Annotated in this window: 20 protein-coding genes; 9 read left to right on the forward strand and 11 right to left on the reverse strand. The window is 57.8% G+C overall.

Annotation, left to right across the window (positions count from 1 at the left end; all coding sequences use genetic code 11):
- Nucleotides 1–60: 60 nt before the first annotated feature.
- Nucleotides 61–414, forward strand: a complete 354-nt coding sequence (locus ACZ5FP_RS11830) for a DUF1428 domain-containing protein (protein ID WP_464663251.1) — start codon at nucleotides 61–63, stop codon at nucleotides 412–414.
- A 36-nt stretch (nucleotides 415–450) separates the two neighbouring features.
- Here ACZ5FP_RS11830 and ACZ5FP_RS11835 read toward each other — a convergent pair whose 3' ends face one another.
- A complete protein-coding gene (locus tag ACZ5FP_RS11835) occupies nucleotides 451–924 on the reverse strand; it encodes a DUF2127 domain-containing protein (RefSeq protein ID WP_464660307.1) in 474 nt (157 codons plus the stop codon).
- 20 nt (nucleotides 925–944) lie between these two features.
- A complete protein-coding gene (locus ACZ5FP_RS11840) occupies nucleotides 945–1,649 on the reverse strand; it encodes a hypothetical protein (protein ID WP_464663253.1) in 705 nt (234 codons plus the stop codon).
- A gap of 204 nt (nucleotides 1,650–1,853) precedes the next feature.
- Here ACZ5FP_RS11840 and ACZ5FP_RS11845 point away from each other — a divergent pair, with 204 nt between their 5' ends.
- Both ACZ5FP_RS11845 and ACZ5FP_RS11850 read left to right on the forward strand, forming a co-directional pair.
- On the forward strand, nucleotides 1,854–2,219 hold the full coding sequence (locus ACZ5FP_RS11845) for a nuclear transport factor 2 family protein (protein WP_464660309.1): 366 nt from the start codon (nucleotides 1,854–1,856) through the stop codon (nucleotides 2,217–2,219).
- A 76-nt stretch (nucleotides 2,220–2,295) separates the two neighbouring features.
- On the forward strand, nucleotides 2,296–2,733 hold the full coding sequence (locus tag ACZ5FP_RS11850) for a VOC family protein (RefSeq protein ID WP_464660311.1): 438 nt from the start codon (nucleotides 2,296–2,298) through the stop codon (nucleotides 2,731–2,733).
- Between the two features lie 136 nt (nucleotides 2,734–2,869).
- Here ACZ5FP_RS11850 and ACZ5FP_RS11855 read toward each other — a convergent pair whose 3' ends face one another.
- From ACZ5FP_RS11855 to ACZ5FP_RS11895, 9 genes are all read right to left on the reverse strand, one after another.
- Nucleotides 2,870–3,592 carry a cytochrome c biogenesis CcdA family protein gene (locus tag ACZ5FP_RS11855; RefSeq protein WP_464660313.1) on the reverse strand — a complete coding sequence of 241 codons (723 nt, stop codon included), beginning with the start codon at nucleotides 3,590–3,592 and terminating at the stop codon, nucleotides 2,870–2,872.
- Nucleotides 3,593–3,602: 10 nt separating this feature from the next.
- Nucleotides 3,603–4,007, reverse strand: coding sequence for a thioredoxin family protein (locus ACZ5FP_RS11860; protein WP_464660315.1), 405 nt, complete (start codon nucleotides 4,005–4,007; stop codon nucleotides 3,603–3,605).
- Nucleotides 4,008–4,032: 25 nt separating this feature from the next.
- On the reverse strand, nucleotides 4,033–4,704 hold the full coding sequence (locus ACZ5FP_RS11865) for an NrsF family protein (RefSeq protein ID WP_464660317.1): 672 nt from the start codon (nucleotides 4,702–4,704) through the stop codon (nucleotides 4,033–4,035).
- A complete protein-coding gene (locus tag ACZ5FP_RS11870; protein WP_464660319.1) occupies nucleotides 4,701–5,363 on the reverse strand; it encodes a sigma-70 family RNA polymerase sigma factor in 663 nt (220 codons plus the stop codon). The genes ACZ5FP_RS11865 and ACZ5FP_RS11870 overlap by 4 nt, the downstream gene beginning before the upstream one ends.
- Before the next feature lie 79 nt (nucleotides 5,364–5,442).
- Nucleotides 5,443–5,871 (reverse strand): DoxX family protein, encoded by a 429-nt coding sequence (locus tag ACZ5FP_RS11875; RefSeq protein WP_464660321.1) that lies wholly within the window; start codon nucleotides 5,869–5,871, stop codon nucleotides 5,443–5,445.
- A gap of 83 nt (nucleotides 5,872–5,954) precedes the next feature.
- Nucleotides 5,955–6,758, reverse strand: a complete 804-nt coding sequence (locus tag ACZ5FP_RS11880; protein ID WP_464660323.1) for an HvfC/BufC N-terminal domain-containing protein — start codon at nucleotides 6,756–6,758, stop codon at nucleotides 5,955–5,957.
- Entirely contained in the window at nucleotides 6,742–7,632 is an 891-nt protein-coding gene (gene bufB / locus ACZ5FP_RS11885; RefSeq protein ID WP_464660325.1) for an MNIO family bufferin maturase, read from the reverse strand. The genes ACZ5FP_RS11880 and bufB overlap by 17 nt, the downstream gene beginning before the upstream one ends.
- 64 nt (nucleotides 7,633–7,696) lie before the next feature.
- The gene (locus tag ACZ5FP_RS11890; RefSeq protein WP_464660327.1) at nucleotides 7,697–8,041 is read right to left on the reverse strand and encodes a BufA1 family periplasmic bufferin-type metallophore; all 345 of its coding nucleotides are present in this window, start codon (nucleotides 8,039–8,041) and stop codon (nucleotides 7,697–7,699) included.
- A 186-nt stretch (nucleotides 8,042–8,227) separates the two neighbouring features.
- A complete protein-coding gene (locus ACZ5FP_RS11895; RefSeq protein ID WP_464660329.1) occupies nucleotides 8,228–8,449 on the reverse strand; it encodes a GDCCVxC domain-containing (seleno)protein in 222 nt (73 codons plus the stop codon).
- A 163-nt stretch (nucleotides 8,450–8,612) separates the two neighbouring features.
- Between ACZ5FP_RS11895 and ACZ5FP_RS11900 the strand changes: the two genes are divergently transcribed.
- The 6 genes from ACZ5FP_RS11900 (at nucleotide 8,613) to trkA (ending at nucleotide 22,816) form a co-directional block, all read left to right on the forward strand.
- Nucleotides 8,613–9,014 (forward strand): MerR family transcriptional regulator, encoded by a 402-nt coding sequence (locus ACZ5FP_RS11900; protein WP_464660331.1) that lies wholly within the window; start codon nucleotides 8,613–8,615, stop codon nucleotides 9,012–9,014.
- Nucleotides 9,015–9,537: 523 nt separating this feature from the next.
- Entirely contained in the window at nucleotides 9,538–13,041 is a 3,504-nt protein-coding gene (locus ACZ5FP_RS11905) for a hypothetical protein (RefSeq protein WP_464660333.1), read from the forward strand.
- Between the two features lie 12 nt (nucleotides 13,042–13,053).
- Nucleotides 13,054–17,082, forward strand: a complete 4,029-nt coding sequence (locus tag ACZ5FP_RS11910; RefSeq protein ID WP_464660335.1) for a hypothetical protein — start codon at nucleotides 13,054–13,056, stop codon at nucleotides 17,080–17,082.
- 502 nt (nucleotides 17,083–17,584) lie between these two features.
- Nucleotides 17,585–19,861, forward strand: a complete 2,277-nt coding sequence (locus ACZ5FP_RS11915; RefSeq protein WP_464660337.1) for a sensor histidine kinase NtrY-like — start codon at nucleotides 17,585–17,587, stop codon at nucleotides 19,859–19,861.
- The gene (gene ntrX, locus ACZ5FP_RS11920; protein ID WP_223614954.1) at nucleotides 19,851–21,212 is read left to right on the forward strand and encodes a nitrogen assimilation response regulator NtrX; all 1,362 of its coding nucleotides are present in this window, start codon (nucleotides 19,851–19,853) and stop codon (nucleotides 21,210–21,212) included. Before ACZ5FP_RS11915 ends, ntrX begins: the two co-directional genes overlap by 11 nt.
- Nucleotides 21,213–21,439: 227 nt before the next feature.
- Nucleotides 21,440–22,816: a Trk system potassium transporter TrkA gene (trkA, locus tag ACZ5FP_RS11925; protein WP_464660339.1), complete on the forward strand. Its 1,377-nt coding sequence runs from the start codon at nucleotides 21,440–21,442 to the stop codon at nucleotides 22,814–22,816.
- Nucleotides 22,817–22,822: the final 6 nt, after the last annotated feature.

The raw sequence follows: 22,822 nt of genomic DNA on the forward strand, positions 1-22,822 counted from the left end.
ATGTAGAATGTTGGCCCGTTCAATCGTCCTAGGGCCGTTGAACCGAATGAGGAGGATATGATGACCTATGTTGATGGATTTGTGCTTGCCGTGCCGAAGGACAAGATCGATGCCTACAAGGCCATGGCGCGCGTGGCTGGTGACGTCTGGAAGGAACATGGCGCGCTGGCCTATGTAGAATGCCTTGGCGATGATGTTCCCTACGGCGAACTCACCTCGTTTCCGCGCGCCGTGCAGGCGAAGGACGATGAAATCGTCATCTTTTCGTGGATTGTTCATGCGTCGCGAAAGCAGCGGGACGAAACCAACAAGAAAGCCATGGCGGATCCCCGACTTGCCAGCGATAAATGGGAGATGTCCTTCGATGGCAAGCGCATGATCTATGGCGGGTTCGAGTCCTTTATGGAACTCTGACAACCATAAAGTGGATTTCAGCGCAATCGGGGTGACCTACCGCGTGACGTGCTTTTGAACCAGTCGATACTCGTGCCAGATGAGCAGCATGACAAACAGGTCGAAAACCGTCAGCACGATGAGCGCCGGACTGTGCGTGTAGGAGTACCGATAAAGCTGATAGGCGATGAACAGCCCCAGAACCACGAGGGACAACGGATAGGCCCACAGCTTGTTGCGCAGCAGCGCAATGACAAGCAGGGCTTTGATGAGGCCGTGGCTCAGCAGATAGAAGGCATAGAAATGCTGGCTGCTGACGGAGAAATCGCCGGCAAGCCTTGCAAGGTGCGTGGCGATATAATCATCGGGATCGTCCAGGAGTCTCGTCTGTGTGAACGTGTTCACCATCAACCGGATAGAAGCCGTGTTGACAAAAACCAGGATCAGACCGCCGATACACTCGATGAGCGCGTGGGCGCCCTTCAACAGGATGCTGACCTCGAAAATCCGGTGAATGCGCTTCTCGTTCATCAGGGCTTCCGGTTCCGCCGCTACGCCAGGATATTGACGGCGCGTGCTGCGACAAGGGCGATGGTCAGCAGGGAGAGCGACGCTTCCGCCATCATGAGCAGTTTTGCCCGTGGTGACAGGGGCATCGTGTCGGTCGGCGAGAAAGCCGTCGCGTTGGTGAATGACAGAAAGAGGTAATCGATGAAGCCGGGTGACCAATTCTTCAGCCGTTCATCCTGAATGACCATTTGCGGGAACTGGAAATCGCCATAGGTTTTCGATGTCAGCCCGCGGCTGGCCGGGCCGCCGCGGTCGATGCTCCAGTACCAAAGGGTGAAGGCAATGACGTTCGTCACCCATATGTTGACCGCATCGATCAGCAGTGTCTGCGCCGACCCGGCATGCCCGCCGAGAAGGGCTCGTACAAGAAAGTACAGCGCGACAAAGTTCATGAACGTGATCAGGATTGTCAGGCCGAGGGCAGCGCGGCGGATCAGGCGCCGCGAACGCCCAACCAGATGAAAATGCTCGTCCGTCGTTGCCTGCCTTGCCCGCGTCTGCACCCATGCGGTTGCCATGGAAAGCGGCGCCAGCAGCAAAAGCTCGATCACCGGGGCGAGCCAGCGCGGCCCCCACGAGAAATCATTCACCAGCAGGAACTGCAATCCGGCAACGACGAGGACGGCGGCGCGCGCCATCCAGAAGTCCAGTGCATGGGTCCGCACCGCCATATGCTTCTGACGGATATCCGTGTGAGCTGTCTGCACTTGTTTTCACCCCGTTGCTGAAAGACCGCTGCATCCACTGCCGCACCGAAACAGTGCGCGGATAATTATGTCGTTGAAGCGGCGGCGGCTGTCAAACGCCTGCGATTTCGGGCACGGGGGTTCTGGAACAAATGCGGGGGATAGTGCACTGTCCACAGGCTCAAACCGGAGTAAGACCCTTTCATGCCGTTCAGTCCCGTTGAAACAACCCGCCTTTACCACGCTGCCATCAATGCCCTCGACTTTGAGGCACTTGCCGGCTTTTTTGCAATCGATGCCGTCTATGTATCGAGCGGTATCGGCGAGATTGCCGGGAAGGAGACTATCCTGGACGCATTCAAGGTCTATTTTGCAAGCTATCCCGATCAGGTTGCCGAAGACGATCTGATCGAAGAGCTGTCGCCCCAATCGGCCAGATCGGTTTGGCGTCTGGCCGCAACGCACCGCGAGACGGGTGAAGTGTCCCGGCGTTCCGGCGAGGAGGTCATTCTGTTCGATGCAAGCGGTAAGATTCTGCGCGTGACAGTTCAAGACGATCGTAACTCCTGAGGCCAGATGAGCCATTGAGCCAGCACGACCCGGTGTGTGCTTGCATAAGGGGGGCAGTTATCAGTAGATTGGGTGCATGGCACTCAAACGAATGGACAACATAGGAATCGTCGTCGAGGACCTCGAAGAGGCGATTGATTTCTTTCGCGAGCTCGGCCTCGACCTCGAAGGTCGGGCCACGATTGAAGGAGAATGGGCCGGACGTGTCACTGGACTGGGCGATCAGCGTGTCGAGATTGCCATGATGCGCACACCGGACGGCCATAGCCGGCTCGAACTTTCCCGCTTCCTCACGCCGCCCGTCATCGCGGATCACCGCAATGCTCCGGTTAACGCTCTAGGCTACCTCCGCGTCATGTTCACAGTAGACGATATCGACGACGCGCTTGAAAGGCTCCGCAAACGCGGCGCGCGGCTTGTAGGGGAAGTCGTCCAGTACAAAGACGTGTATCGGCTCTGTTACATCCGCGGGCCTGAAGGACTTCTCATCGGACTTGCCCAAGAACTCAGCTGAGCGGGCGCGTTGCAATTGTGCACGCCAACCATGCCATCACATGAACATTGGTCTTCTCGCGCGGAGGGGCGCTGTGAGTGCGTTCCACCGATATCACCCCAGCTTCGGCCAAGCTACAGAGTGGAATGTCCGTCAGTCAGAAACGGGTTGTAAGTTGGGTCAGCCAAACAGGCGAGACTTCGACCAGCAAGGTCTCCATCCTCTTGTCCAAGCCACTCAGGATCATAAGTCCGATGGCGAAGAGCAGAGCGCCCAATATGGCTTTCCCTCGTTGACCGGCGTGCAGCAGCTGGTCGCGCCACTGGAGCATGCGATCCCGGGAGACAACGCCGAGAAGAAGCAAAGGTAGGGCCGCACCAATACCAAAGGCTGTCATCACGCTTGCCACCTGTCCGAGATCCTTACCCTGTGCCGCCAGCACGGATGCAGCACCAAGCGTCGGACCGACGCAGGGTGTCCATACCGCACCGAGCAGCAGACCAAGGGCGAACTGCCCCTTCAACCCGGTTGCGGAAAATCCACCAAAGCGGCGATCGGCCCAGCCGCTGATTGGGGCCCCTGACACGGCGAGTTGAGTCTGGAGTTTGGGAACCATGAGGACCAACCCGACTGCCAACAAAAGCAGGGCGGCAAGGTCCTGAAAGGCTGCGGTGTCCAACCCGATTGCGAAACCGATCGTTGCGACAAACAGCCCAATTCCAACGAATGATATGGCTAGGCCCGCAGCAAGCGCGACCGGACCCAACTTGTGCTGGAAGACAGCTGCGCCAACGACAAGCGGCAAGAGTGGCAGAACGCAAGGCGACAATGTTGAGAGGATACCGGCCAGGAACGCAAACAAGGAGCTGCCAATTCCCATTGCACTATCCTCACTTCATTGCCGTTGACTGAATGAGAGCTTCTATTGAGCCCGGATTCGTATCGCCGACCGACCGGGCGGTCTCCACCTTTCCTCGGAACGCGATCAAGGTGCTCTGGCTCTGCGCATGGAATTGGCGGACGACCGATTTCTGGCTGTCGAAATCGACCTCGAAAATCACAAGGTCCGTGTTCACAGGCTGCTCTGCAAGCCCGTCGATGATCGGTTTCTGGGCCTTGCAGGTAGGGCACCATGTGGCCGAAATATCCACGAGAATGCGTGCACCGGCTTGCTGCGCCGCTTTGAAGCTTGCCGTATCATAGGACTTTCGATCAACTGCGCTCGCCACGGATCCAGCGGCCCATGTCGCCAATAACGCCGTGAGCAAGGAAATAAGAAACAGTCGTCTTTTCATGATTATCTCCATCATCTTCCGGGGTTCAATCCTGTGGTGACAAGGTGCGCGGAGCCACCCATCGGAACATTCTTCGACCGAACAGACCGCTGAGCCCGATCAGCAGGACCGCGGTGCCCACGTTCCACATCAGGATCATCAGGGTGGCATCGATGACGTGAAACAGCGACAAGGCTGTCGCAGTGATCGCAGCCACCGCAAGGCTGCCCATCAAGGTCGTGACTGTTGGCCGGAGCGGAGCCGCGTAGCGGAGCATCACGAGCATTGTCAGCGACAAAGGCAAACTGGTCAGGACCAGGGTCGCGAAGCAATCGGCCGCTTCCCCAAGGCTGATGCCATCGGGACTGACGCTGATCCACTGGACGAAACACTGGTATCCAATATTCGACAGCCACAACAGCACGGCCGGCAAAGGAAGGAGCAGCCAGAGCCGGGAGCGGTCCGGCAGGCTCAGTTCAAAGGCAGCAATGGCGGCCGATATGCCGGTCAAAAGGGACGCTGTCATACTGATGGCAAAGATGGGATCCCGAAGACGTTGAACGAGATCGGGCCGAATCCCTTGACTGACAGCAATCAACGCAAGCAACACAGCGGCGAGCAAAAGCCAGCAGACCGCACGGATGGCCGGCGGCCGCAGTCGCCGGACCGGCTCCATGTTTGATGCAAGTGTCGCGATGAGATCCGGAGTCTTGATCATATGTTCTTCCAATCGGCCAGCTTCTTGCGCAGGTTTTTCAGAGCGCGATGCGTGGCGACCTTCAACGAAGCGATGGACATGCCCGTTGCCATCGCAGCCTCTTTCAGCGACATTTCCTTGAGCTTGAGCAGCCGGATGGCCTGCTGTTGCGTTGGGGCGAGAGTGCCGATTGCGCTCTCCAATTTATGTCGATCCGGCCTTACGTCCATGTTTGCTCGGGGCTCGGCCAAGGCTTGGTGCGCTGCAGTAAGAGACACCTCGTTGGCCTTTACGCGGCCCTGACGCCTTAGCCGATCGATAAAACGGCGATTGGCGATCGCGACCAGCCACGGTCCAAATGGCCGCGCGGGATCATAAGTGTGGCGAATGGAATGCACCGTGAGCAAAACATCCTGAACGGCGTCTTCAATGTCGCGTTGATCGCGATGTCGCCGGGCTGCAAGTGAGCGAAGATACGGTGTTATCGCCTCCAACAGCCGAAGATAGGCAGATGCGTCACCATCCTGGGCGCGCGCCATGAGGATGGTCCAATCGAGGTCAGGGATACTCGGCTCAGCATGGCTGAAATCATGCATTCCGTTATCGCTGGTTCCCACATCGTGCTGTCGTCCGGCGACGATTTTCAATGGCTGAAAGTGGCTGCGTGGTTCCTCGGTCATCGCTGCGCTCCACATGAAGACGCGGCTATTAGAGTGGAACCAATGCGGTTGTCGGGGCTTTGGAGGCGGCGAGGAGACATCAACCGGCACCTCGCACTTTCCCCGTGTGATTGAACCTGTCGAGCAGATGATCGAGCGAAATCTTGCCCGGTCCAAGAGCAATGAGGGCGATCGCCAGGGCTGCCCAAGGCAGATGGAAGGTTGCCCAGCCATCCGGTACAACGAGTTGGATCACGGCTGTCATCATCAGGAGGCAGAGGGCGCTGAATCGCGTTGCCAGGCCAAGCACAAGCAGGATCGGGAATGTGATCTCGGCGATCCCGACCAGATGTGCGATCAGGACCGGCGCTGGAAAACCATAGAGATCGCCGAAAATATGAAGTTGGAACTCTTCCTCGAAGAGATAGAGCGTACTTGGTGAAAGCGAAAGAAAGCCGTCCCATCGGGTAAGGCCGGATCGAAAGAAGGGCACGGCGAGTGCGATGCGAAGCATCGGCGGTGCTGTCATCAAGGCTACCTGGACGAGCCGCCTGGTGATATTTCGGGCGGTCTGCCCGATACCGAAAATGTGGAAGGACGTCCTGACCCCGGTCATGATTGTCCTGCCAATTTTTGCAACGTTGTATTGGTCGAGGGGCTGTAGCCGACAAAGACGCCGGTCCTCATAAGTTCCTCCAGGTTGACCGTCAGATCAAAGCCGTGGTCGGCAGCCATTGCGATCTTCAGCGCAGCCAGCACCGACATCCCGTCAGCAAGTGCTTGCAGGAAGTCCAAGCCGCCCCTTGCCAGCAACCGGACTTCGACCTCGGCCGCCGGTCGAACGATGAGTACATCCTCACCAAGCGCAAAGTCGACGGGCGCTGGAACCCCGCCGGGCATGTTCATCCGCCAGATCGTAAGAGCCGGGAATTGCGAGCGGACCAAATGCACCGAAGGATGGGGAAGAAGACAGATTTCTGGAAGAGCCTCAGGTGCTATTGCGGCGAGAACCAAAGGATCGAGCGGCGAGGCTTCGGCTGCGTGATATGCCTGCGTCCAACGATACTCGATGCGGGCGACGTCGCTTAGATAGGGAAGCGTCGCTGCCGGGGCAAAATCGCCTATAAAATCCGGGAAACCGGCACCATAGTCGAGAAGGATTGGCGAGCTTGGCGGCTCGGCAAACACGTAAGTGCGCGCCATCGCCTGAAAGAATGCCTGACCAACGATGCGGTAAATGGCTGGGAAAGTCGCCTGTAACGTCTCGACCAGACCAGCCACGACATTGTTGCGATAGACCGCAAACCGTCGCGCACTGGCCTCGCCGTCTGGCCCGACAAGGCCGAACGGGGCTGGCCGCTCGGGATCGAGCAGCGCGGCCGCGAATTCCTGTTGCCGTTCAGCCAGCCGCAGCATGGTAAAATCCCGTGGGCAGGCCGGCGAACATGATTGCCTCGGCGCGCTCAGCTTCTGCCTTGAGCATGGTCCATGCGGGAATATCCGCGTCCCATTCGATCAGCGTGGGCATAGGACCGACACGCTTCACCGTATGTTCGAAAAGGCCCCAGACGATCTCGTCGACGGGACGATCATGGGTATCGATGAGAAGCGGCCGCCCCTTGTCGTCAGCCTCCTTCGCATAGCCTGCCAGATGGATTTCCCGCACATGGGCGAGGGGATAGGCATTGATATAGGCGATGGGGTCCCATTCCTGATTGGTCGACGCGACGTGCACGTTGTTGACATCAAGAAGGAGACCGCAGCCTGTTCGCCGGACAATCTCGGCAATGAAGTCGATCTCGGAATAGGTGCTTTCGGCAAAGGCGAGATAGGTTGACGGATTCTCCAGCAACATCTGTTGCTGAAGGTTCTCTTGAACGTCATCAATGTGTTCGCAAACGCGGGTGAGTGCCTCAAACGTATAAGGCACCGGCAGCAGATCGCTCAGAAAACCCGCATCGTGCGATGACCATGCCAGATGTTCAGAGAACAGCCCGGGTTGGTAACGTTGAATCAGCTCCCTGACGCGTTTGAGGTGATCTTGATCAAGTGGCCGGTCTGCCCCGATCGACAAACCGACGCCGTGAAGGGACAGTGGATAGCGTTCGCGGATGGCCGAGAGATAGCGGTGCGGCGGACCGCCGGCGCCCATATAGTTTTCCGCATGGACTTCGAAAAAGCCAATATCTGGCGCGGTCTCAACGATTAAGCGGTAATGCTCGGGTTTGAGCCCGACGCCGGCACGCGGCGGAATCAAAGCTTGGGTGGCGGATGGCAACTGATTGTACATGGTGACCTCGTCGGAACCAATTGCCCGGACGAGCGGTGCAAATGCCCGTCCGGTTCAGTCTTTTTCAAACTTTCGGCGTGAGACTTCCCGTGCCCTTCGGCGTATGCATGGTTGTGCACGTACCCTTGGGCTCAAGCTTGAAAGCATTTCCTTGATAGTCGGTCGTGCTCGTTCCAGCGCAGGTGGTGCCAGCACCGGCGTAGCAGTCATTGTGGCCCTTGAGGGCCACACCAAAACATTTTTCCATCTTGCCGGATTTGACTTCTTTTGCGGTCATGTCACGCATCTTCATCATGTCAGCCTTGCTCATTGGCCTCATCTCCTCCGCGCTTGCAGATGTGACGGCAAACGAACTGAGGGCCGCAGCGAACGCGCCGGCGACCAGAGCGGATAGCATGCGATTGGACATTTCTGTTCCTCCGATTATGGGTTGGCGGTGGACGATGTGCTTTTGCCCAGCAGGGCCATCGCGGCTCGTCTGATAGGAAGTTCGCGCGGCGCACAAAAAGGTTACTGCCAAATCAAACAAACAGTCTTTTTATCACTGTTCGATATCGGGCGCGCTCGGCCGGTGCCAACACGATCAACAGCTTCCTCATATGCGAAGTGGCGTGTTTTGTGCCCTGCGTGTCTCTTGAATCGGCGGGCAGGGCACATCGCCGTAGGAGCAGAAGACGCAGCAATCACCCTCTTTAGGTTTGAGCAGCGTTCCGCAGCCTCCGCATTCGTAGACGTATCGGCAAGCGTCGGTGGGCATTGTCTCCGTGGCTCGATGTCCACAAAACGGGCAGGTAAGGGTCGAGATGACCTGTGTCATGGTGATTGTCCCAGCTTGAGTAATCGAATGCGCCAGTCTTGGATCATACCGAGCTTCCCACTCCTCCCTGAGGCAGGTGAGCGTCAGTCACGGCTGCTTTCCTCGCAAGATAGGTGTATTCTGAACCCTGTAGCCACTACAGGCTCAAGAGGAAGCAGAGGCCATGCGTGATCTGACGATTGGCAAAATCGCACGAGCAACAGGCGTCCATCCGGAAACGGTGCGTTATTATGAGCGTATCGGCCTGATGCCCGAGCCTGTACGGACCGCCGGCGGCTATCGCAACTATGGTTCCGAGCATGTGCGGCGGCTGTCATTCATCCGGCGAGCACGTGAGCTCGGCTTTGGGATCAAAGACATCAAAGCACTTCTCGCCCTGGTGCAGCCGAGCGAGGCGTCCTGCGCCACAGTCAAAACGCTGACCTCGGCCCATCTTGATGATGTGCGAGCCAAGATTTCCGATCTCCGCAGACTGGAAAGCATCCTCGCGCGAACGGTCGATCAATGTTCGGGCGGCGTGTCTCCGACTTGCCCCGTTTTGGACATGCTTAGCCACATAAACTAGACGCCGATTATGTGCGTGTATCATCGGGACATAGCCAGTGGCCCGCCCGGTAGGGATTTACCTGGTGTATAGTGGCGGGTTGACTGCGCTTTTTAGCGACGTTGAAGAAGGTCTCAGGTTGTAAGATTCATTAATCTGAGCTTCGTCTTAGGGCTCCCAACCCTTGGGCAACCCGTTTTCTCAGGAAATGGTTTTTCCGCTAAGCCTTTGACTTTGCTGGTAGGAGAGCAGCATAAAAGGTTTATATAAACGCCGTCAGTGAGGGGGAGTATTCAGTGAACGAAACGTGAACAACGTGATGCGCGCGACGACCGATCGATTGTTTCACTGCGTTCAGAAGTAGAACTTGGCGCCCGGTCAATCCTTCTATGTTTGGTCAATTAACTCTATGCGCCGTGGCATGTATTGACGTTTGACTATTCCGCAAATGGCTTAGCCAATATTTCTTAGCGCTTTCTGTATGGATAACTTGAAGAAAAGAGCGCATGTTTAGGCCAGCAGAACCTCCAGGGGGGGAGTTTCAATGGCTAGTCAAATCAAAACAGTAAAACTGGTGGAGAGCAACTCTTGGTTGCTTGGCGCTCGTGAGTTGAACCCCATCGTCGCGGGGTTGATACCGGGACTGATTGATCCAGTCCCAATTCAACTGCGTTTTTGGCGGGCGGATGATCTCGTTATATTGACGCTCAAGCTGTATAATCTCGCAATCACCAGCGCAGCAGGCGGACGCAGAATTGCTCCGCTTGATGGCAAAAAGCCGGCTTTTCTCGCCGTCTGCCATCAACCGCAAGCGTTTGCGGAAGAAGTATTTGCGGATGTATCGCTTGATGAGACACCAAGCGCGCTCGCCCCGAATGATTTGCCAGCGGCGCTCCGGTTGGCAGGACGGAGCCGGGTTGTCTATCAATTCCCGGGCGGAACCACCGACTGGGACGCCTCGGCTACCGGATTTCTCGATGCCATGACGTCCTGGCCGCTTGCGCGCGTGCCGCTGAGCCCGCCGCGTCTCTCCTTTCTGCCTCCATCGTACCGGGACGTGCTCTCTTCATTGGCCGCAATAAGTCGAACTGCTCCCGTTATGACGGCAAAACCCGATTTGGCCATCAATATCGCGCGTACGGTGCGTCGTGCTGCACAGAACGCTGATGCTCTCACGACGCAATCTGTACGCGAGGCGGCGCTGCATGTCGGTGCCGTTGTCGAGAGCCTGCTATCCGGCCGGGGTGTCCGTGCATCCGACGTTCAACAGGCTCAGCATGCGGCGGAGTTGCAACTCGTGGATGCGTTCGCAGAACGTTTCGCGGGTTCGAACGATGTCGGTTCCCTGGTCGGAGTCATTCCTGGGCTATTGCTTCTCTTCTATCCCAGGCAACCCGCTTACAATCAGACGGCGCTCGAAATTCCCTATCGGCTGCTGTTGTCGCCGATAGAGGATGATGTTGGCTTCTCTCACGCGCAAAGCCCTGTTGTCAGGGGCGAGAAAAACCGGCGTGTCGAACTGTGGCACAGCCGGCTTGGGGCGACCCAGGGGGCAAAACGCGTGGATGCGACGGAGGCCCCCATTTCAATCTCTGCGATCTGGAGCCCTGATTTCCCGAATCCTTCCGCTAGCGAGCCGCCTTTTCAGATGTCGCTCTCGGGAGGTGATCGCGCAGACCTCGTTCGGCTGACGGCAGATGAAACGGCTTTGCTGCCCATTTCGAGAAAACCTTATCAACCCATTCCTGCTTCTGCCCATCGCTTGATGCTCACGTCGCTTGGCGGATGGCTGGATGTTGACGGAACCTGGATGACGCGGCCTGTCGGACCGAACGGGTTGCCGCTTTCGCTCATCAAATGGGTGCACCATGCTGCGATGGGGCGCGACTATGCCGTCGAAGTCCTGCGCGTGGGGATGCTGATGCCGCTTGGGCATCGTGCTTCGGTGTTGAAGATTACCGAGCGTAGATTTCAAACGGGCCCTGACGGTGGCCGTATCGCCGTGCTTCGCCAAAGGCTGCGCATTCTGTTGATCGAATCCGTTCGGGCATATCCCCTGCCGGGACAGCCTCACGCAGGACGGGATTTCCCATTCACGTCTGTTGAAATCCTCACCAAACAGACTCCGAATCTCGCGCCCCCTTCGGACCAGGAGGATTTTTGGCCGCAGATTGTGGTCGCTCCCGGGAAACAAGAGGATTTCCGTTTTACAATCAAGGCGGTAGATCTGGGAGGGAACGTTGCCCGCTTTGATCTGCCGCTTCACTTCGTTTCCGAAGCCAAGCCAACTGCTGGCGCAGCAGGTCAATACAATGGCTCCGACCAAGCGGTTCCCGGCCGGACGTCGACCGATCTGCAGAAACAATTGTTGCAGCTGGCACCTGGTCCCGGGTCGGTTACTTTTCCGATTGATGAATTGCATTTCCGCGTGAAAGACGTGCCCGGCTGGAAGGGTGGCAATGGTCCACGTTGCTATCCCCTGATTGCGACCGTGCGTCTTCAGTCCACTGAAATCGCGCAAATGACCGGCGGTGAAGGGCTTGGAAACTTCGAGTATGCCGATCACTATCTGGGGGCAGGATTTGGCGGCTCCAATGCCGGGAAACTGTTCCTTGCAGCCAAAGACATGTCGTTGGTTGCGGATCTTGGCGGCGGCGGAAGATCGGACAAATCCGGCGGCTTCGTCCAACCGGCCTTCGGGGTTGTCGGCCTATCGCAGGAGTTTGGACATGTCGGAGGCACAGCGACGGGCGACTCCGCGACATTTGCCGGCGGCAGTTTTCAGCCGGACAAATGGTTTCCATCAGCCAAAATCTTTGGCGGTATCGACCTGAAGGATCTGCTCGTGCCGCTGGTCATGAGCGAGGCCAGCCATATTCCACAACTCAAAACAACACGCACGAAGGAACAGGTTGAAACCAGCTTCGAGCACCATGTCGCAACGCTTCCCGACAAGGTCCTTGTCTTGAAGATGAATCAACGCGGCACATCCACCTTTGACGTCAAGGCGGCCACGATAACCTATCTGCAAGTCGCAAAACCCAAATCCGCGGCAGATCAGGTGGGTTCGGGGCCAGGCAGTTACGCCCGCGACGCCGGGTTGAAAGACCCCGAGGCCTCCGTTGAAGCCAAGCTCACATGGTTCAAATTCGACTTTTTCGGAGCGATCATCGTCAGCTTCGATTCGTTCAGTTTCAAGGCGGGCACCGCGAAGGGAATGGAACCGGATCCCAAGCTGGCTGGTACCGATCCAATCATGTTCGGTGGCCCACTCGCTTTTCTTGAAACGCTGCGCCAATCCGCGTTTGGCGGTTCCTCATCCGGAAGTGGTGGAGGCAGCAGCGGCGGCGGTAGTGGTGGCGGTGGAAGCGGCTCTTCCAAACCCGGTTTTGGTTTTAAACCAATCATAAAACTTGAGAACGGCGGTTTGACGGTTGGCGGCAAATTCGGTGTTCCGAGTGTCGTACTGGGTGTTTTCACACTCAAGAACATCATGATTTTTGCGGCGATTCAGTTGCCGTTCGATGGCCGTCCGCTCGTTTTCAAATTCGGTTTTGCCGAAAGGCAGAATCCGTTTCAGTTGACGGTCGCTCTTTTTGGCGGCGGCGGTTTTGTCATGCTCGGGATGACCTCCAAAGGTATTCAGGAAATCGAGGCTGCACTTGAGTTTGGCGCTTTCGCTGAACTTGATTTCGGCATTGCCTCCGGTGGCATCTATGTGAAAGGCGGTTTGTACTTCCACTGGAACGAGCCCGATCGGCTTACGGTGTTCAAGGGCTATGTTGAAATGGGCGGAGAGGTACAGGCGCTGGGCCTTATCTCCGTGTCGATCATCCTCAACTTGTCCCTCGGATATTACAAGCAAGGCACCACGTCCGTGGTCAAGGGCCAGGCCGTTTTGACCGTCGAAGTTGATATTGCTTTCTTTTCCGTCAGTGCGAGCGTCGTTGTTGAACGCAGTTTTGCGGGCTCAGAATCGGATCCGCGTTTCATAGACTTCGTACCTACCCCTGCAGTTTGGCACGCTTATGCCGACGCATTTGCCTGAGGAGGTTCCAAAATGGTCGATCGCACACAACAGTTGATCTGGACGGCACTTCCAAACGGCACCACAGCGGATCGCAAGAGCCTGCGCCTGTCCGTGCTCGTATCTCCCCGCCTTGTGACGACAGCAACGCCCGGAGAACCATTGAAGCTGTTTCCTGATTTTCTGGATTGGGCCGCGCGGGTTGCTGCCGCAAAGCTCGCTGTACGATTTAACGGCAACATTACCGAGGCCGTCTTCGAGACGTTGCCGGAGGTCAATGTGCAGCGACGCCTGTTTGATGAGAAGACATTTGTTCGCGCTCATCAGTTTGAGGACCGTCAGAATACGAGCGTTTTAACGTCACCAGCCGTGGCGCTCGCAAAGGATATTGCCGAGATTTATGGCACGATGGCCGTAAAATGCGAGGATGAACTCCCCTCGCGTCTTTCATGGTTCGGGCTGCTTGAAGGCATAGGTGGTAAAGGTGAGCCACGTGCGGCCGATGTTTTCAGGCTATTGCGGTCTCGCCGCCGCGAGCGAAGCCCGGCGAACCGATCTCCACTGAACGGTACGCGGTCGGGGCGCTTTGCCTTGGCCAACGCGTATAACACGCCGCTATCCGGACTTCGGACAGACACGAGATTGAAGGCCGGACCAGACGATCCTCGCGAGGACGTCTCATGGCAGACCCATGATTTGGTTCCTCTGCCAGATCCCAGCGCTTTCCGGGAGGCTATTGATTTCCACCGTATCGTCTCCCTTCTGTCGCATCATCCCAGGCTTCTGCGCGCGAGCGGTTTTCGGCTTGATCTCTTGCTGCCGCGCGATGTTTTCCCAAGGGATGTCGACGACGAGCTGGAGCTGATTGTCGATTGGAAAAAAACCAATTCGGTCAGCACATTGCCCGACATCTTTCCCGCCACCCGTACAGTCCTGCATGATAACCGTTTCGCGCCAGCGCCGCGCCCTGCGGGCACCCCCATGGTCAGTGACGGATATGTCTTGCTTGGGGACAGCAGCCTTGTTGAAGTGGATGTCAATGGATCGGCGCTCAAGGTTCGGCAGTTCGCCATCAACATCGCCAATACTGACCGGCGCGAACTGGAGATTGGCAACCAGTCACTCGACGGCCGGGATCCGGTCGCACCCGAGCCCGACAGGGCTGGCGCACCGGCACTGCGGTCAGGCGGTATTGTTCTTGCCAGTGACGGAACGGGCTATGCCCTCGAAGAGGCCTTCGATCGGTCCGCCAAAATACAGAGCCAGCTTGCGACCAACCAACCCATCGTGCTGTTTCAGGAAGACTTGTTGCGCGGCGTGCGGGCCGACGTATCGACGGGAGGAGGGGCCTGGCGCTCACTCTGCCGGCGCGTCAGCACCTATCGCTTTCTCGGTGACAATTCCACATTGCAGGTTGCCGATGAGGAAGGGAATGTGCGCTTGGCTGCATCGGGGTCTGCAGACGGTTCGGAACCTGATCTGTTGAAGGTCGATGCGGCGATACTTAGCTGGGATGGATGGAGTCTGACAGCGCCGCGTCCTGGCCGTGCAATTGATCCTGCCGATAAGGTTGGTGACCCGGAAAGCCTTGCGCCGCCCGGCTTGCCATTGGAGGTTGACCATGTTGCCACAGCCAGGTCTTTGCCGTCATTGCGGTTCGGTCAAAGCTACCAGGTGAGGATGCGCACTGTCGATCTTGCTGGCAATGCGCGCCCGCTGGACGAGAATGCAACGACGTTGAACGGTGTCGAAACTCCGCCGACGGTTTATTATAGATTCGAGCCGGTCGAGGCTCCGAACTTTGCTTTGGTTGGCACACCGGATCTGCTTCCACCGGTACATGGAGAGAGCCTTCAGGTTGCAGCGATCAGAACGTTCAATGGGACGGAAGCCGATAATACGGTACCCACCGCCGAAGTGGCCTCCCGCCATGTTGTGCCGCCGTCGGGCTCTCAACGCATGGCAGAGTTGCATGGCATGCTGGATACGGGTGGCCGGTTGGATCCGGTATCATACAATCTCCTTGTCGCTCGCGATGGTGAGCTTGCTACTCTTGCCGCAGATGCGAGCGAGCAAAGATTCCCCGTCGCCGAAGCGGTGTTTACGCTGCCGTTTCTGCCTGACCCGCTGTCCCGTGTCTGCCGCGTGCGCATTGCCGGCTATGGTGACGGCAGTACGGAAACATTGGAGGTTCCTTTTTATTCGCCTGGATCGGCATGGCCGGATGCCAGCTCTTTCCGGATAGCGATCGGCGAGGGGCCGCGTGGTTCAAATTTTGATCCTGCCCAGCGGATATTGTTCGTCCCGTTGGAGAAAGGCGAACATGTGCGTGTGCGCCTCAGCCATGCACTCGAACGCAAGGATCTTGCTCTGCTGGGTATTTATCAGTGGGGAATCGAGCACGCAAAGCCTGATCAACAACTGGCATTGGAACAGCGCGCGGTTGAGGGGCGACACTGGATGTTAACGCCGTGGCGCGATCTCGACCTCGTTCATGCCGTTCAGAAACCGCTTGTGCGCCCCGCGATAGAGTCTCTGGTGATCGGTCGGACAGTTGGCAAGACAGCGTGTGCAATTGGATTCGCAACGCCCGTTGACAGCCTCAGCACGGAGAAGCTGGATCTTTCCGGTCACTGGCTTGATCCGGTCGATGACGTAACCGAGCCATTGCCGCGCTGGCATGTCGGCGGTGGCCATGCCGCTGAACTCAAGCTTGCACGGCTGGAGGCACCCGGCAGGTCTCCTCCGGGGCACCGCGTTTTTCTGAAAGATGAAGTTGCGCACACTTTCCCCGACACACGTTATCGCCGTGTCGGATACACCCTCGCTGCGACAACACGCTTTGCACAATTCATGCCGGAAGCGCTTCGCGAACCAACGCATGCTGCCGATCTGATCGTAACGTCCGACGAAGTGATCGGTTTCGTGCCGAACAGTGCGCCACCGCCAGCTCCCGATATCGTCTATGTTATCCCGACTTTTGGCTGGACCCGGGTAACCGAGGGCAATGAGCAGCGCAGTTACCGGGATGGCGGCGGATTGCGCGTCTATTTGAGGCGACCCTGGCTGGTCACCGGCGCAATGGAGATGCTTGGTGTGATCTTGCCTCCCGCAGGAATGGCTGCCGCGGAGGTTGATACGAAACTTGGAGGTTTTGTGACGCGTTGGGGCGGTGATCCAACTGCTGATAACAACAGCCTGGCAGATGGATCGCCGGCTCGCAGCCGGTTTCCGGCAGCGGTTTATCAAGGCCCGATCGCACCGGATCGTCTTGATCCGATATTTCCGAAATCGGAAGGTGAACTGCCCGCCGCACAACTTCCGGTCACACAACTGCCTATGCCTGGCACCCCAGCAGATGTACGCGTGGAGGTTGCTCCGCATTTGGTGGGTTTTGACGCTGAGCGTCAACTTTGGTTCGCCGACATCGTCCTTGATCCCGGGCTCAGCTACATGCCTTTCATTCGGCTGGCGCTCGCACGGTATCAACCAATCTCTGCTCCCGGGGCGCATCTGTCGCCATCCGCCATTGCAGAGATTGTCCAGCTTACCAATGATCGTTTGGCAACCCTGGTTCGCAAGGATTCGCTTCATTATCGCGTTGGATTGTTCGGAATTCCCTTCGTCGGCGTGTTTCAGACGTTCGGCGCGCGGCGCCGGCAGGCTCGTTCTCAAATCGAGGTTCTTGTCGAATACCTGGAAAAAGCAGCCGACGAAGATTTCGGTTGGGAGCCGCTGCAAGGCGCTCAGGTGGTCAAGGTGTCTCAGCGCCAGCGTACTAAGGTCGTGAGCCGCAAGCTCACCGCGTCTGCCGAAACCCTGCGTCAGCAGAGGGATTTTCTGCAGTTGACTACAAGCGGCAACCTGTTGTCAGGACTCCTCATGCCGGAGATCGCAAGCTATGACGTCATTCTGCCCCGCGCTGCAAAAGATGGCGAACGCTTCCGGCTTGTGATTGCCGAGCGCGAACCACGTCCCACCGATCGAGACGAGGCAATTGGTGACAATGGAGCGCGCGAATATCGGATCGTCTATCTCGAGATGTTCGCGCTTCAGACCTAATTCCCGGATGATAGGCGAAAACGGCAGTTGAACAGACGCTGCCCAGCAATGTCATTGCGAGCATCGAGATGCTCGGAAACATTCAACAATGTTGCTGCATTTCTCGGAGTTCGGACACGCGCTGATCCAGACCACATTCTGGACTTTGTTTTTGGGTTCCCAATCCTCGGGAAACTCGTTTTCTCAGGAAATATTCTTCCGCTAAGCCTTTGATTTTGTTGGTAGGAGAACGGAACTTTGGCTCCTAAATACAGAACTTTTGGTCTCCCACCACAAATGCGTTTTCCGATAGCTGCACAAAGTAGCGCCACAGGTGTCGAACTTTGCGCAAGTGCCTCTACGTAACATCGTACGACTGCGCTCTTTACGGTTGTGCCAAAATGAGGTCAGTCGTGCCAAACGTGCGGTGCTGAACCAATTCTGCACAGGTTTCGACGAGAGGGCGTTGCATTTCCGCCACAATGTGTTGCATGAGTGCAACTTGGTTGGGATGACGTAAGCAATGCTCTTATCAAATTCGGTCAATCAGTTGGGAAACTCGCTCACGGCTGCCGCTGGCGGCAACACGCAGCGCTTTTACTCCCGTATCGGCGTTGTCACGGTTGTTCTGGCGCTTTTGACGACGGGCGTAACGTTTTTCATCCTCACGGGAATGACCCCGGTTCAGCCCGAGAGCAATCTTACATTCATCCTGACCGGTCTCAATGCGCTGCTGATTCTCGCCTTGATCGTGCTGATCGGCCGCGAAGTCTATCGCATCAGCCAAGCCCGGAACCGGGGGAAGGCTGCATCCCGCCTGCATGTGCGCCTCGTCGTGCTGTTTTCGCTTGTCGCTGCGGTACCGGCCATGCTGGTGGCCATCGTCGCGTCGGTCACGCTCGATCTCGGGCTTGATCGCTGGTTCGAAATGCGGACCACGACGATCGTCAACTCGTCGATCAGCCTGGCCAATTCCTACATTCAGGAAAGTGCGCGCAACCTGCAGGGCACGACGCTTGAAATGGTCAGCGATGTCGACGCACAACGCTCGCTGTACAATCTGGACCGCACCAGTTTTACGCGCTTCCTGACCCAGCAGGCGCTCGGCCGCGGCCTGATCGGCGCATTCATCATCCGCTCCAACGGTGACACCTCCGTTCGCGCCGACATACGCACGAATTTTTCAATTCCGCCGGTCGCAAAATCCATTCTCAACACGGCACAGGACGGCAAGCCGGTGCTCATCCCGCCGGAACGGACCAATCTGCTGAGTGCCGTCGTGAAACTTCAGCAGATACCGGATATGTTCCTCTATACGGTCCGCCCGGTCGACGGGGATATTCTCAACTCCATGCGCGCCATCGAGGGCAATAATCTCGATGCGGGTAAACCGGTTGCCAATGGTGTGGACACACAGATTCTGTTTGCTCTGCTCTACTTCGGCCTGACCCTGACTTTGCTTCTGTCGGCCATCTGGACCGGCATTGCGGTGGCGGACCGGCTGGTGCGCCCCATCCGGCTGCTGATCGGTGCAGCGGATGATGTTGCAACCGGCAATCTGGATGTTGCGGTGCCGGTGCGCCGTTCCGACGGCGATGTCGGCTCGCTGTCCCAGACATTCAACACCATGGTGCGCCAGCTGGGAACGCAACGCCGCGACCTTGTTGCCGCCAAGGACCAGATCGACGAACGCCGCCGTTTTTCCGAAGCGGTGCTCTCCGGCGTGACGGCAGGGGTCATCAGCGTGGATGCCGATGGGGCAATCGGCATCATGAACCGTTCCGCCGAAGCGATGTTCGATCTGGACCCCGTCACGACCGTCGGCAAGAATCTGACGGCGCTCGTCCCGGAAATCGGGCTGGTGTTCGAGGTTGCCCATGCCACGGGCCGGTCGGTTTACCGCGAACAGGTATCGATGTCGCGGCGCGGCAGCGCCCGGACGTTCAATGTCCAGATTACCGTGGAGGACGCGGAATCGGCTGACCACTCCTATGTGGTCACCGTCGATGACATCACCGATCTGGTGGAGGCGCAGCGTTCATCCGCTTGGGCCGACGTCGCGCGGCGCATCGCCCACGAAATCAAAAATCCGCTCACGCCCATTCAGTTGTCGGCGGAACGCATCCGCCGGCGTTACGGCAAGGTGATTACCGAAGATCGCGAAGTCTTCGACCAGTGCACGGAAACCATCATCCGGCAGGTGGGTGACATCGGGCGTATGGTTGACGAGTTTTCATCCTTCGCGCGCATGCCGAAACCGGAAATCAAGGCGGTGGATTTGCGTGAGGCGTTGCGCGAAGCCTCGTTTCTGGTCGAAGTCAGCCGCAGCGATATCCGCTTCGAGCGGGATTTCGGCAATGTGCCCCTCATCGGGCAATTCGACGGCCGGCTTATCGGGCAGGCTTTCGGAAACGTTATCAAAAATGCTGCAGAAGCAATTGAATCCGTTGTGAAAGATGGACTGGGTGACGGACATATCCGTATCCGGTCGAGGCAGGAGGGAGACGCTCTGATTGTCGAAATTTCCGACAATGGCAAAGGCTTGCCGCGTGAACACCGGCAGCGTTTGCTTGAACCCTATATGACGACGCGCGAGAAAGGCACGGGCCTTGGCCTCGCAATTGTCAAAAAGATCGTTGAAGAACATGACGGTCAAATTGAACTGCACGACGCCCCCGCGGACTTCCACGGCGGGCGGGGTGCAATGATCCGCATGGTTTTTCCCACGACCCATACCAATACACAGACAGCCGACAATTCCGATCCATCGGCGAAACAGGTGAATTCAAATGGCATCTGACATTCTTGTCGTCGACGATGAAGTCGACATCCGCGAGCTTGTTGCAGGAATATTGAGCGACGAGGGGCACGAAACCCGTGTAGCCTCGGACGCGGACAGTGCATTGGCGGCGATCGATGATCGCATTCCCCGCCTGATCTTTCTGGACATCTGGATGCAGGGCAGCCGGCTCGACGGTCTTGCCCTTTTGGACGAGATCAAGAGCCGCCATCCCGATATTCCCGTGGTCATGATTTCCGGTCACGGCAACATCGAAACCGCGGTTTCGGCCATCCGGCGCGGCGCCTATGATTTCATCGAGAAACCGTTCAAGGCTGATCGGCTGATCCTGATTGCCGAACGGGCGCTCGAAACATCCAAGCTGCGGCGCGAGGTTTCCGACCTGCGCAAGCGCTCGACGGAAAGCTCGGAACTGCTCGGCACGTCGCTGTCGATGAACCACCTGCGCCAGACCATCGAGCGCGTCGCACCGACCAACAGCCGCATCATGATCACCGGCCCGTCCGGCGCGGGCAAGGAGCTGACGGCACGGGCCATCCACGCCCTGTCGACCCGTTCCAAGGGACCATTCGTCAACCTGAATGCGGCGACGATTACGCCGGAGCGCATGGAAGTCGAGCTTTTCGGTACCGAATCCGATGGCGGCGAGCGCAAGGTGGGCGCGCTGGAGGAAGCCCATGGCGGCATTCTCTATCTCAATGAAATTGCCGATATGCCGCGCGAAACGCAGAACAAGATCCTGCGTGTGCTCGTCGATCAGCAGTTTGAACGGGTAGGCGGCACCAAGCGCATCAAGGTGGATGTACGGATCATCTCCTCGACGGCGCAGAACCTCGAAGCGATGATTGCCGAGGGCCGGTTCCGCGAAGACCTGTTCCACCGGCTGGCAGTGGTTCCCGTGATTGTTCCGCCCTTGGCGGACCGGCGCGACGATATCCCTGCGCTTGTCGAATTCTTCATGACGCAGATTGCCGAACAGGCGGGTATCAAGCCGCGCAAGATCGGCCCGGATGCCATGGCCGTGCTGCAGTCCCATTCCTGGCCGGGCAATATCCGCCAGCTGCGTAACAATATCGAGCGCCTGATTATCCTGGCGCGCGGCGATGATCCGGAAGCGGTCATCACCGCCGATCTGCTGCCTGCGGAAATCGGCGACACGTTGCCGAAGGCTCCAACCGAATCTGACCAGCACATCATGGCCCTGCCGCTGCGCGAGGCGCGTGAGCGCTTCGAGAAGGAATATCTCATCGCGCAGATCAACCGGTTCGGCGGCAACATTTCCCGCACGGCGGAGTTTGTCGGCATGGAGCGTTCGGCTCTGCACCGGAAGCTGAAATCGCTCGGGGTCTAACCGTTTCACGCGATCTCCAAGGCTTCGGAGGAATACGTTGGTAGCCGACAGTATTCGGTTGCGACTCTCCGGCTTTTACGGGAAAGTCGGCGGCCTTTGCCCTGCGGCATAGGCCCTTCATCATGGGAGTGAGGAATGTTTCGTGCTGTCAATCCGCAAGGCCCGCCGGCCAGCAGTCTCATTGACGTGGACGCAATGGCCGTGATTGCCGAAGGCAAAGCCAGCTGATGCGTGTGATCATCTGCGGCGCAGGGCAGGTTGGATATGGCATCGCCGAACGCCTGGCCGCCGAAGACAACGATATTTCGGTCATCGACACGTCGGCCGAGCTCATTCAGGTCATAGGCGATACGCTCGATGTGCGCGGTTTTGTCGGTCACGGCGCCCATCCGGATGTTCTGGCGGCCGCCGGCGCCGAGCAGGCGGACATGATCATTGCGGCAACGCTTTATGACGAAGTGAACATCGTCGCCTGTGAAGTAGCGCATGCGCTGTTCAACGTGCCGACCAAGATCGCCCGCATCCGCGCACAGGCCTATCTGCAGCCGCACTATCAGGACCTGTTTTCCCGCGATCACATGCCGATCGACGTCATCATTTCGCCCGAGCTTGAGGTCGGAGAAATGGTGCTGCGCCGCATCGCCTTGCCCGGCGTGAGCGACGTTGTCCGCTTTGCCGACGAGACTATCGTGGTCATGGCGATCGAATGCCTGGAAGACTGTCCCGTCATCAACACGCCGCTCATTCAATTGAGCAATCTTTTCCCCGACCTGCCGTCGACCGTGATGGCGATCATCCGCAATGACACGTTGCTCATTCCGCGCTCTGCCGATCACCTCTTGGCCGGTGACATCGCCTATGTCGCGACAACCAAGTCACAGGTGCGCCGTACGCTGGCGCTGTTCGGTCACGAGGAACCCGAGGCAACACGCATTGTCATTGCCGGCGGCGGCAATGTCGGGCTCTACGTCGCCCAGACGATCGAAGCCAAGCAGCCCAAGACCAAGGTCAAGCTGATCGAACCCAATTTGACCCGCGCCAATGCCATCGCAGACGGTCTTCGGCGTTCCATGGTGCTGCATGGCAGTGCGCTGGATCAGAAACTACTGCTGGAAGCGGAAATCCAGGATGCGGACCTTCTGGTCGCGCTGACCAATGATGACCAGGTCAACATGCTGGCCGGCGTCATGGCCAAACGCCTCGGCTGCAAATCCAGCCTCGTCCTCATCAACAATCCGGATTATCTCGACCTCAGCAAATCCCTCGGCATCGATGCCCATATCAGCCCGCGCAGCGTCACCATTTCGCGTGTGCTGCAACATGTGCGGCGCGGCCGTATCCGGGCCGTACACAGCGTCCAGAAGGGCCGGGCGGAGATTATCGAGGCTGAGGCGCTTGAAACCTCGCCGCTTGTCGGCGCCCCGCTGCGCGACCTCGATCTGCCGGACGGACTGCGGATCGGCGCGATCTACCGCAACGGCGAAGTCATCCGCCCCGACGGTTCGGTCCGCATCAAACCGCAGGACCGGGTGGTCATCTTTGCCACGGCCGAAGCGGTCAAACAGGTCGAGCAGATGTTCCGCGTCAGTCTCGAATTCTTCTGATCAGCA

The organism is Phyllobacterium sp. T2-21, assembly GCF_055378485.1.

Excerpts from the sequence above, each read along its gene's own strand:
- ACZ5FP_RS11830 (WP_464663251.1), top strand. The coding sequence starts at position 61 with ATGACCTATGTTGATGGATTTGTGCTTGCCGTGCCGAAGGACAAGATC.
- ACZ5FP_RS11835 (WP_464660307.1), bottom strand. The coding sequence starts at position 924 with ATGAACGAGAAGCGCATTCACCGGATTTTCGAGGTCAGCATCCTGTTG.
- ACZ5FP_RS11845 (WP_464660309.1), top strand. The coding sequence starts at position 1,854 with ATGCCGTTCAGTCCCGTTGAAACAACCCGCCTTTACCACGCTGCCATC.
- ACZ5FP_RS11850 (WP_464660311.1), top strand. The coding sequence starts at position 2,296 with ATGGCACTCAAACGAATGGACAACATAGGAATCGTCGTCGAGGACCTC.
- ACZ5FP_RS11855 (WP_464660313.1), bottom strand. The coding sequence starts at position 3,592 with ATGGGAATTGGCAGCTCCTTGTTTGCGTTCCTGGCCGGTATCCTCTCA.
- ACZ5FP_RS11860 (WP_464660315.1), bottom strand. The coding sequence starts at position 4,007 with ATGAAAAGACGACTGTTTCTTATTTCCTTGCTCACGGCGTTATTGGCG.
- ACZ5FP_RS11865 (WP_464660317.1), bottom strand. The coding sequence starts at position 4,704 with ATGATCAAGACTCCGGATCTCATCGCGACACTTGCATCAAACATGGAG.
- ACZ5FP_RS11870 (WP_464660319.1), bottom strand. The coding sequence starts at position 5,363 with ATGACCGAGGAACCACGCAGCCACTTTCAGCCATTGAAAATCGTCGCC.
- ACZ5FP_RS11875 (WP_464660321.1), bottom strand. The coding sequence starts at position 5,871 with ATGACAGCACCGCCGATGCTTCGCATCGCACTCGCCGTGCCCTTCTTT.
- ACZ5FP_RS11880 (WP_464660323.1), bottom strand. The coding sequence starts at position 6,758 with ATGCTGCGGCTGGCTGAACGGCAACAGGAATTCGCGGCCGCGCTGCTC.
- bufB (WP_464660325.1), bottom strand. The coding sequence starts at position 7,632 with ATGTACAATCAGTTGCCATCCGCCACCCAAGCTTTGATTCCGCCGCGT.
- ACZ5FP_RS11890 (WP_464660327.1), bottom strand. The coding sequence starts at position 8,041 with ATGTCCAATCGCATGCTATCCGCTCTGGTCGCCGGCGCGTTCGCTGCG.
- ACZ5FP_RS11895 (WP_464660329.1), bottom strand. The coding sequence starts at position 8,449 with ATGACACAGGTCATCTCGACCCTTACCTGCCCGTTTTGTGGACATCGA.
- ACZ5FP_RS11900 (WP_464660331.1), top strand. The coding sequence starts at position 8,613 with ATGCGTGATCTGACGATTGGCAAAATCGCACGAGCAACAGGCGTCCAT.
- ACZ5FP_RS11905 (WP_464660333.1), top strand. The coding sequence starts at position 9,538 with ATGGCTAGTCAAATCAAAACAGTAAAACTGGTGGAGAGCAACTCTTGG.
- ACZ5FP_RS11910 (WP_464660335.1), top strand. The coding sequence starts at position 13,054 with ATGGTCGATCGCACACAACAGTTGATCTGGACGGCACTTCCAAACGGC.
- ACZ5FP_RS11915 (WP_464660337.1), top strand. The coding sequence starts at position 17,585 with ATGCTCTTATCAAATTCGGTCAATCAGTTGGGAAACTCGCTCACGGCT.
- ntrX (WP_223614954.1), top strand. The coding sequence starts at position 19,851 with ATGGCATCTGACATTCTTGTCGTCGACGATGAAGTCGACATCCGCGAG.
- trkA (WP_464660339.1), top strand. The coding sequence starts at position 21,440 with ATGCGTGTGATCATCTGCGGCGCAGGGCAGGTTGGATATGGCATCGCC.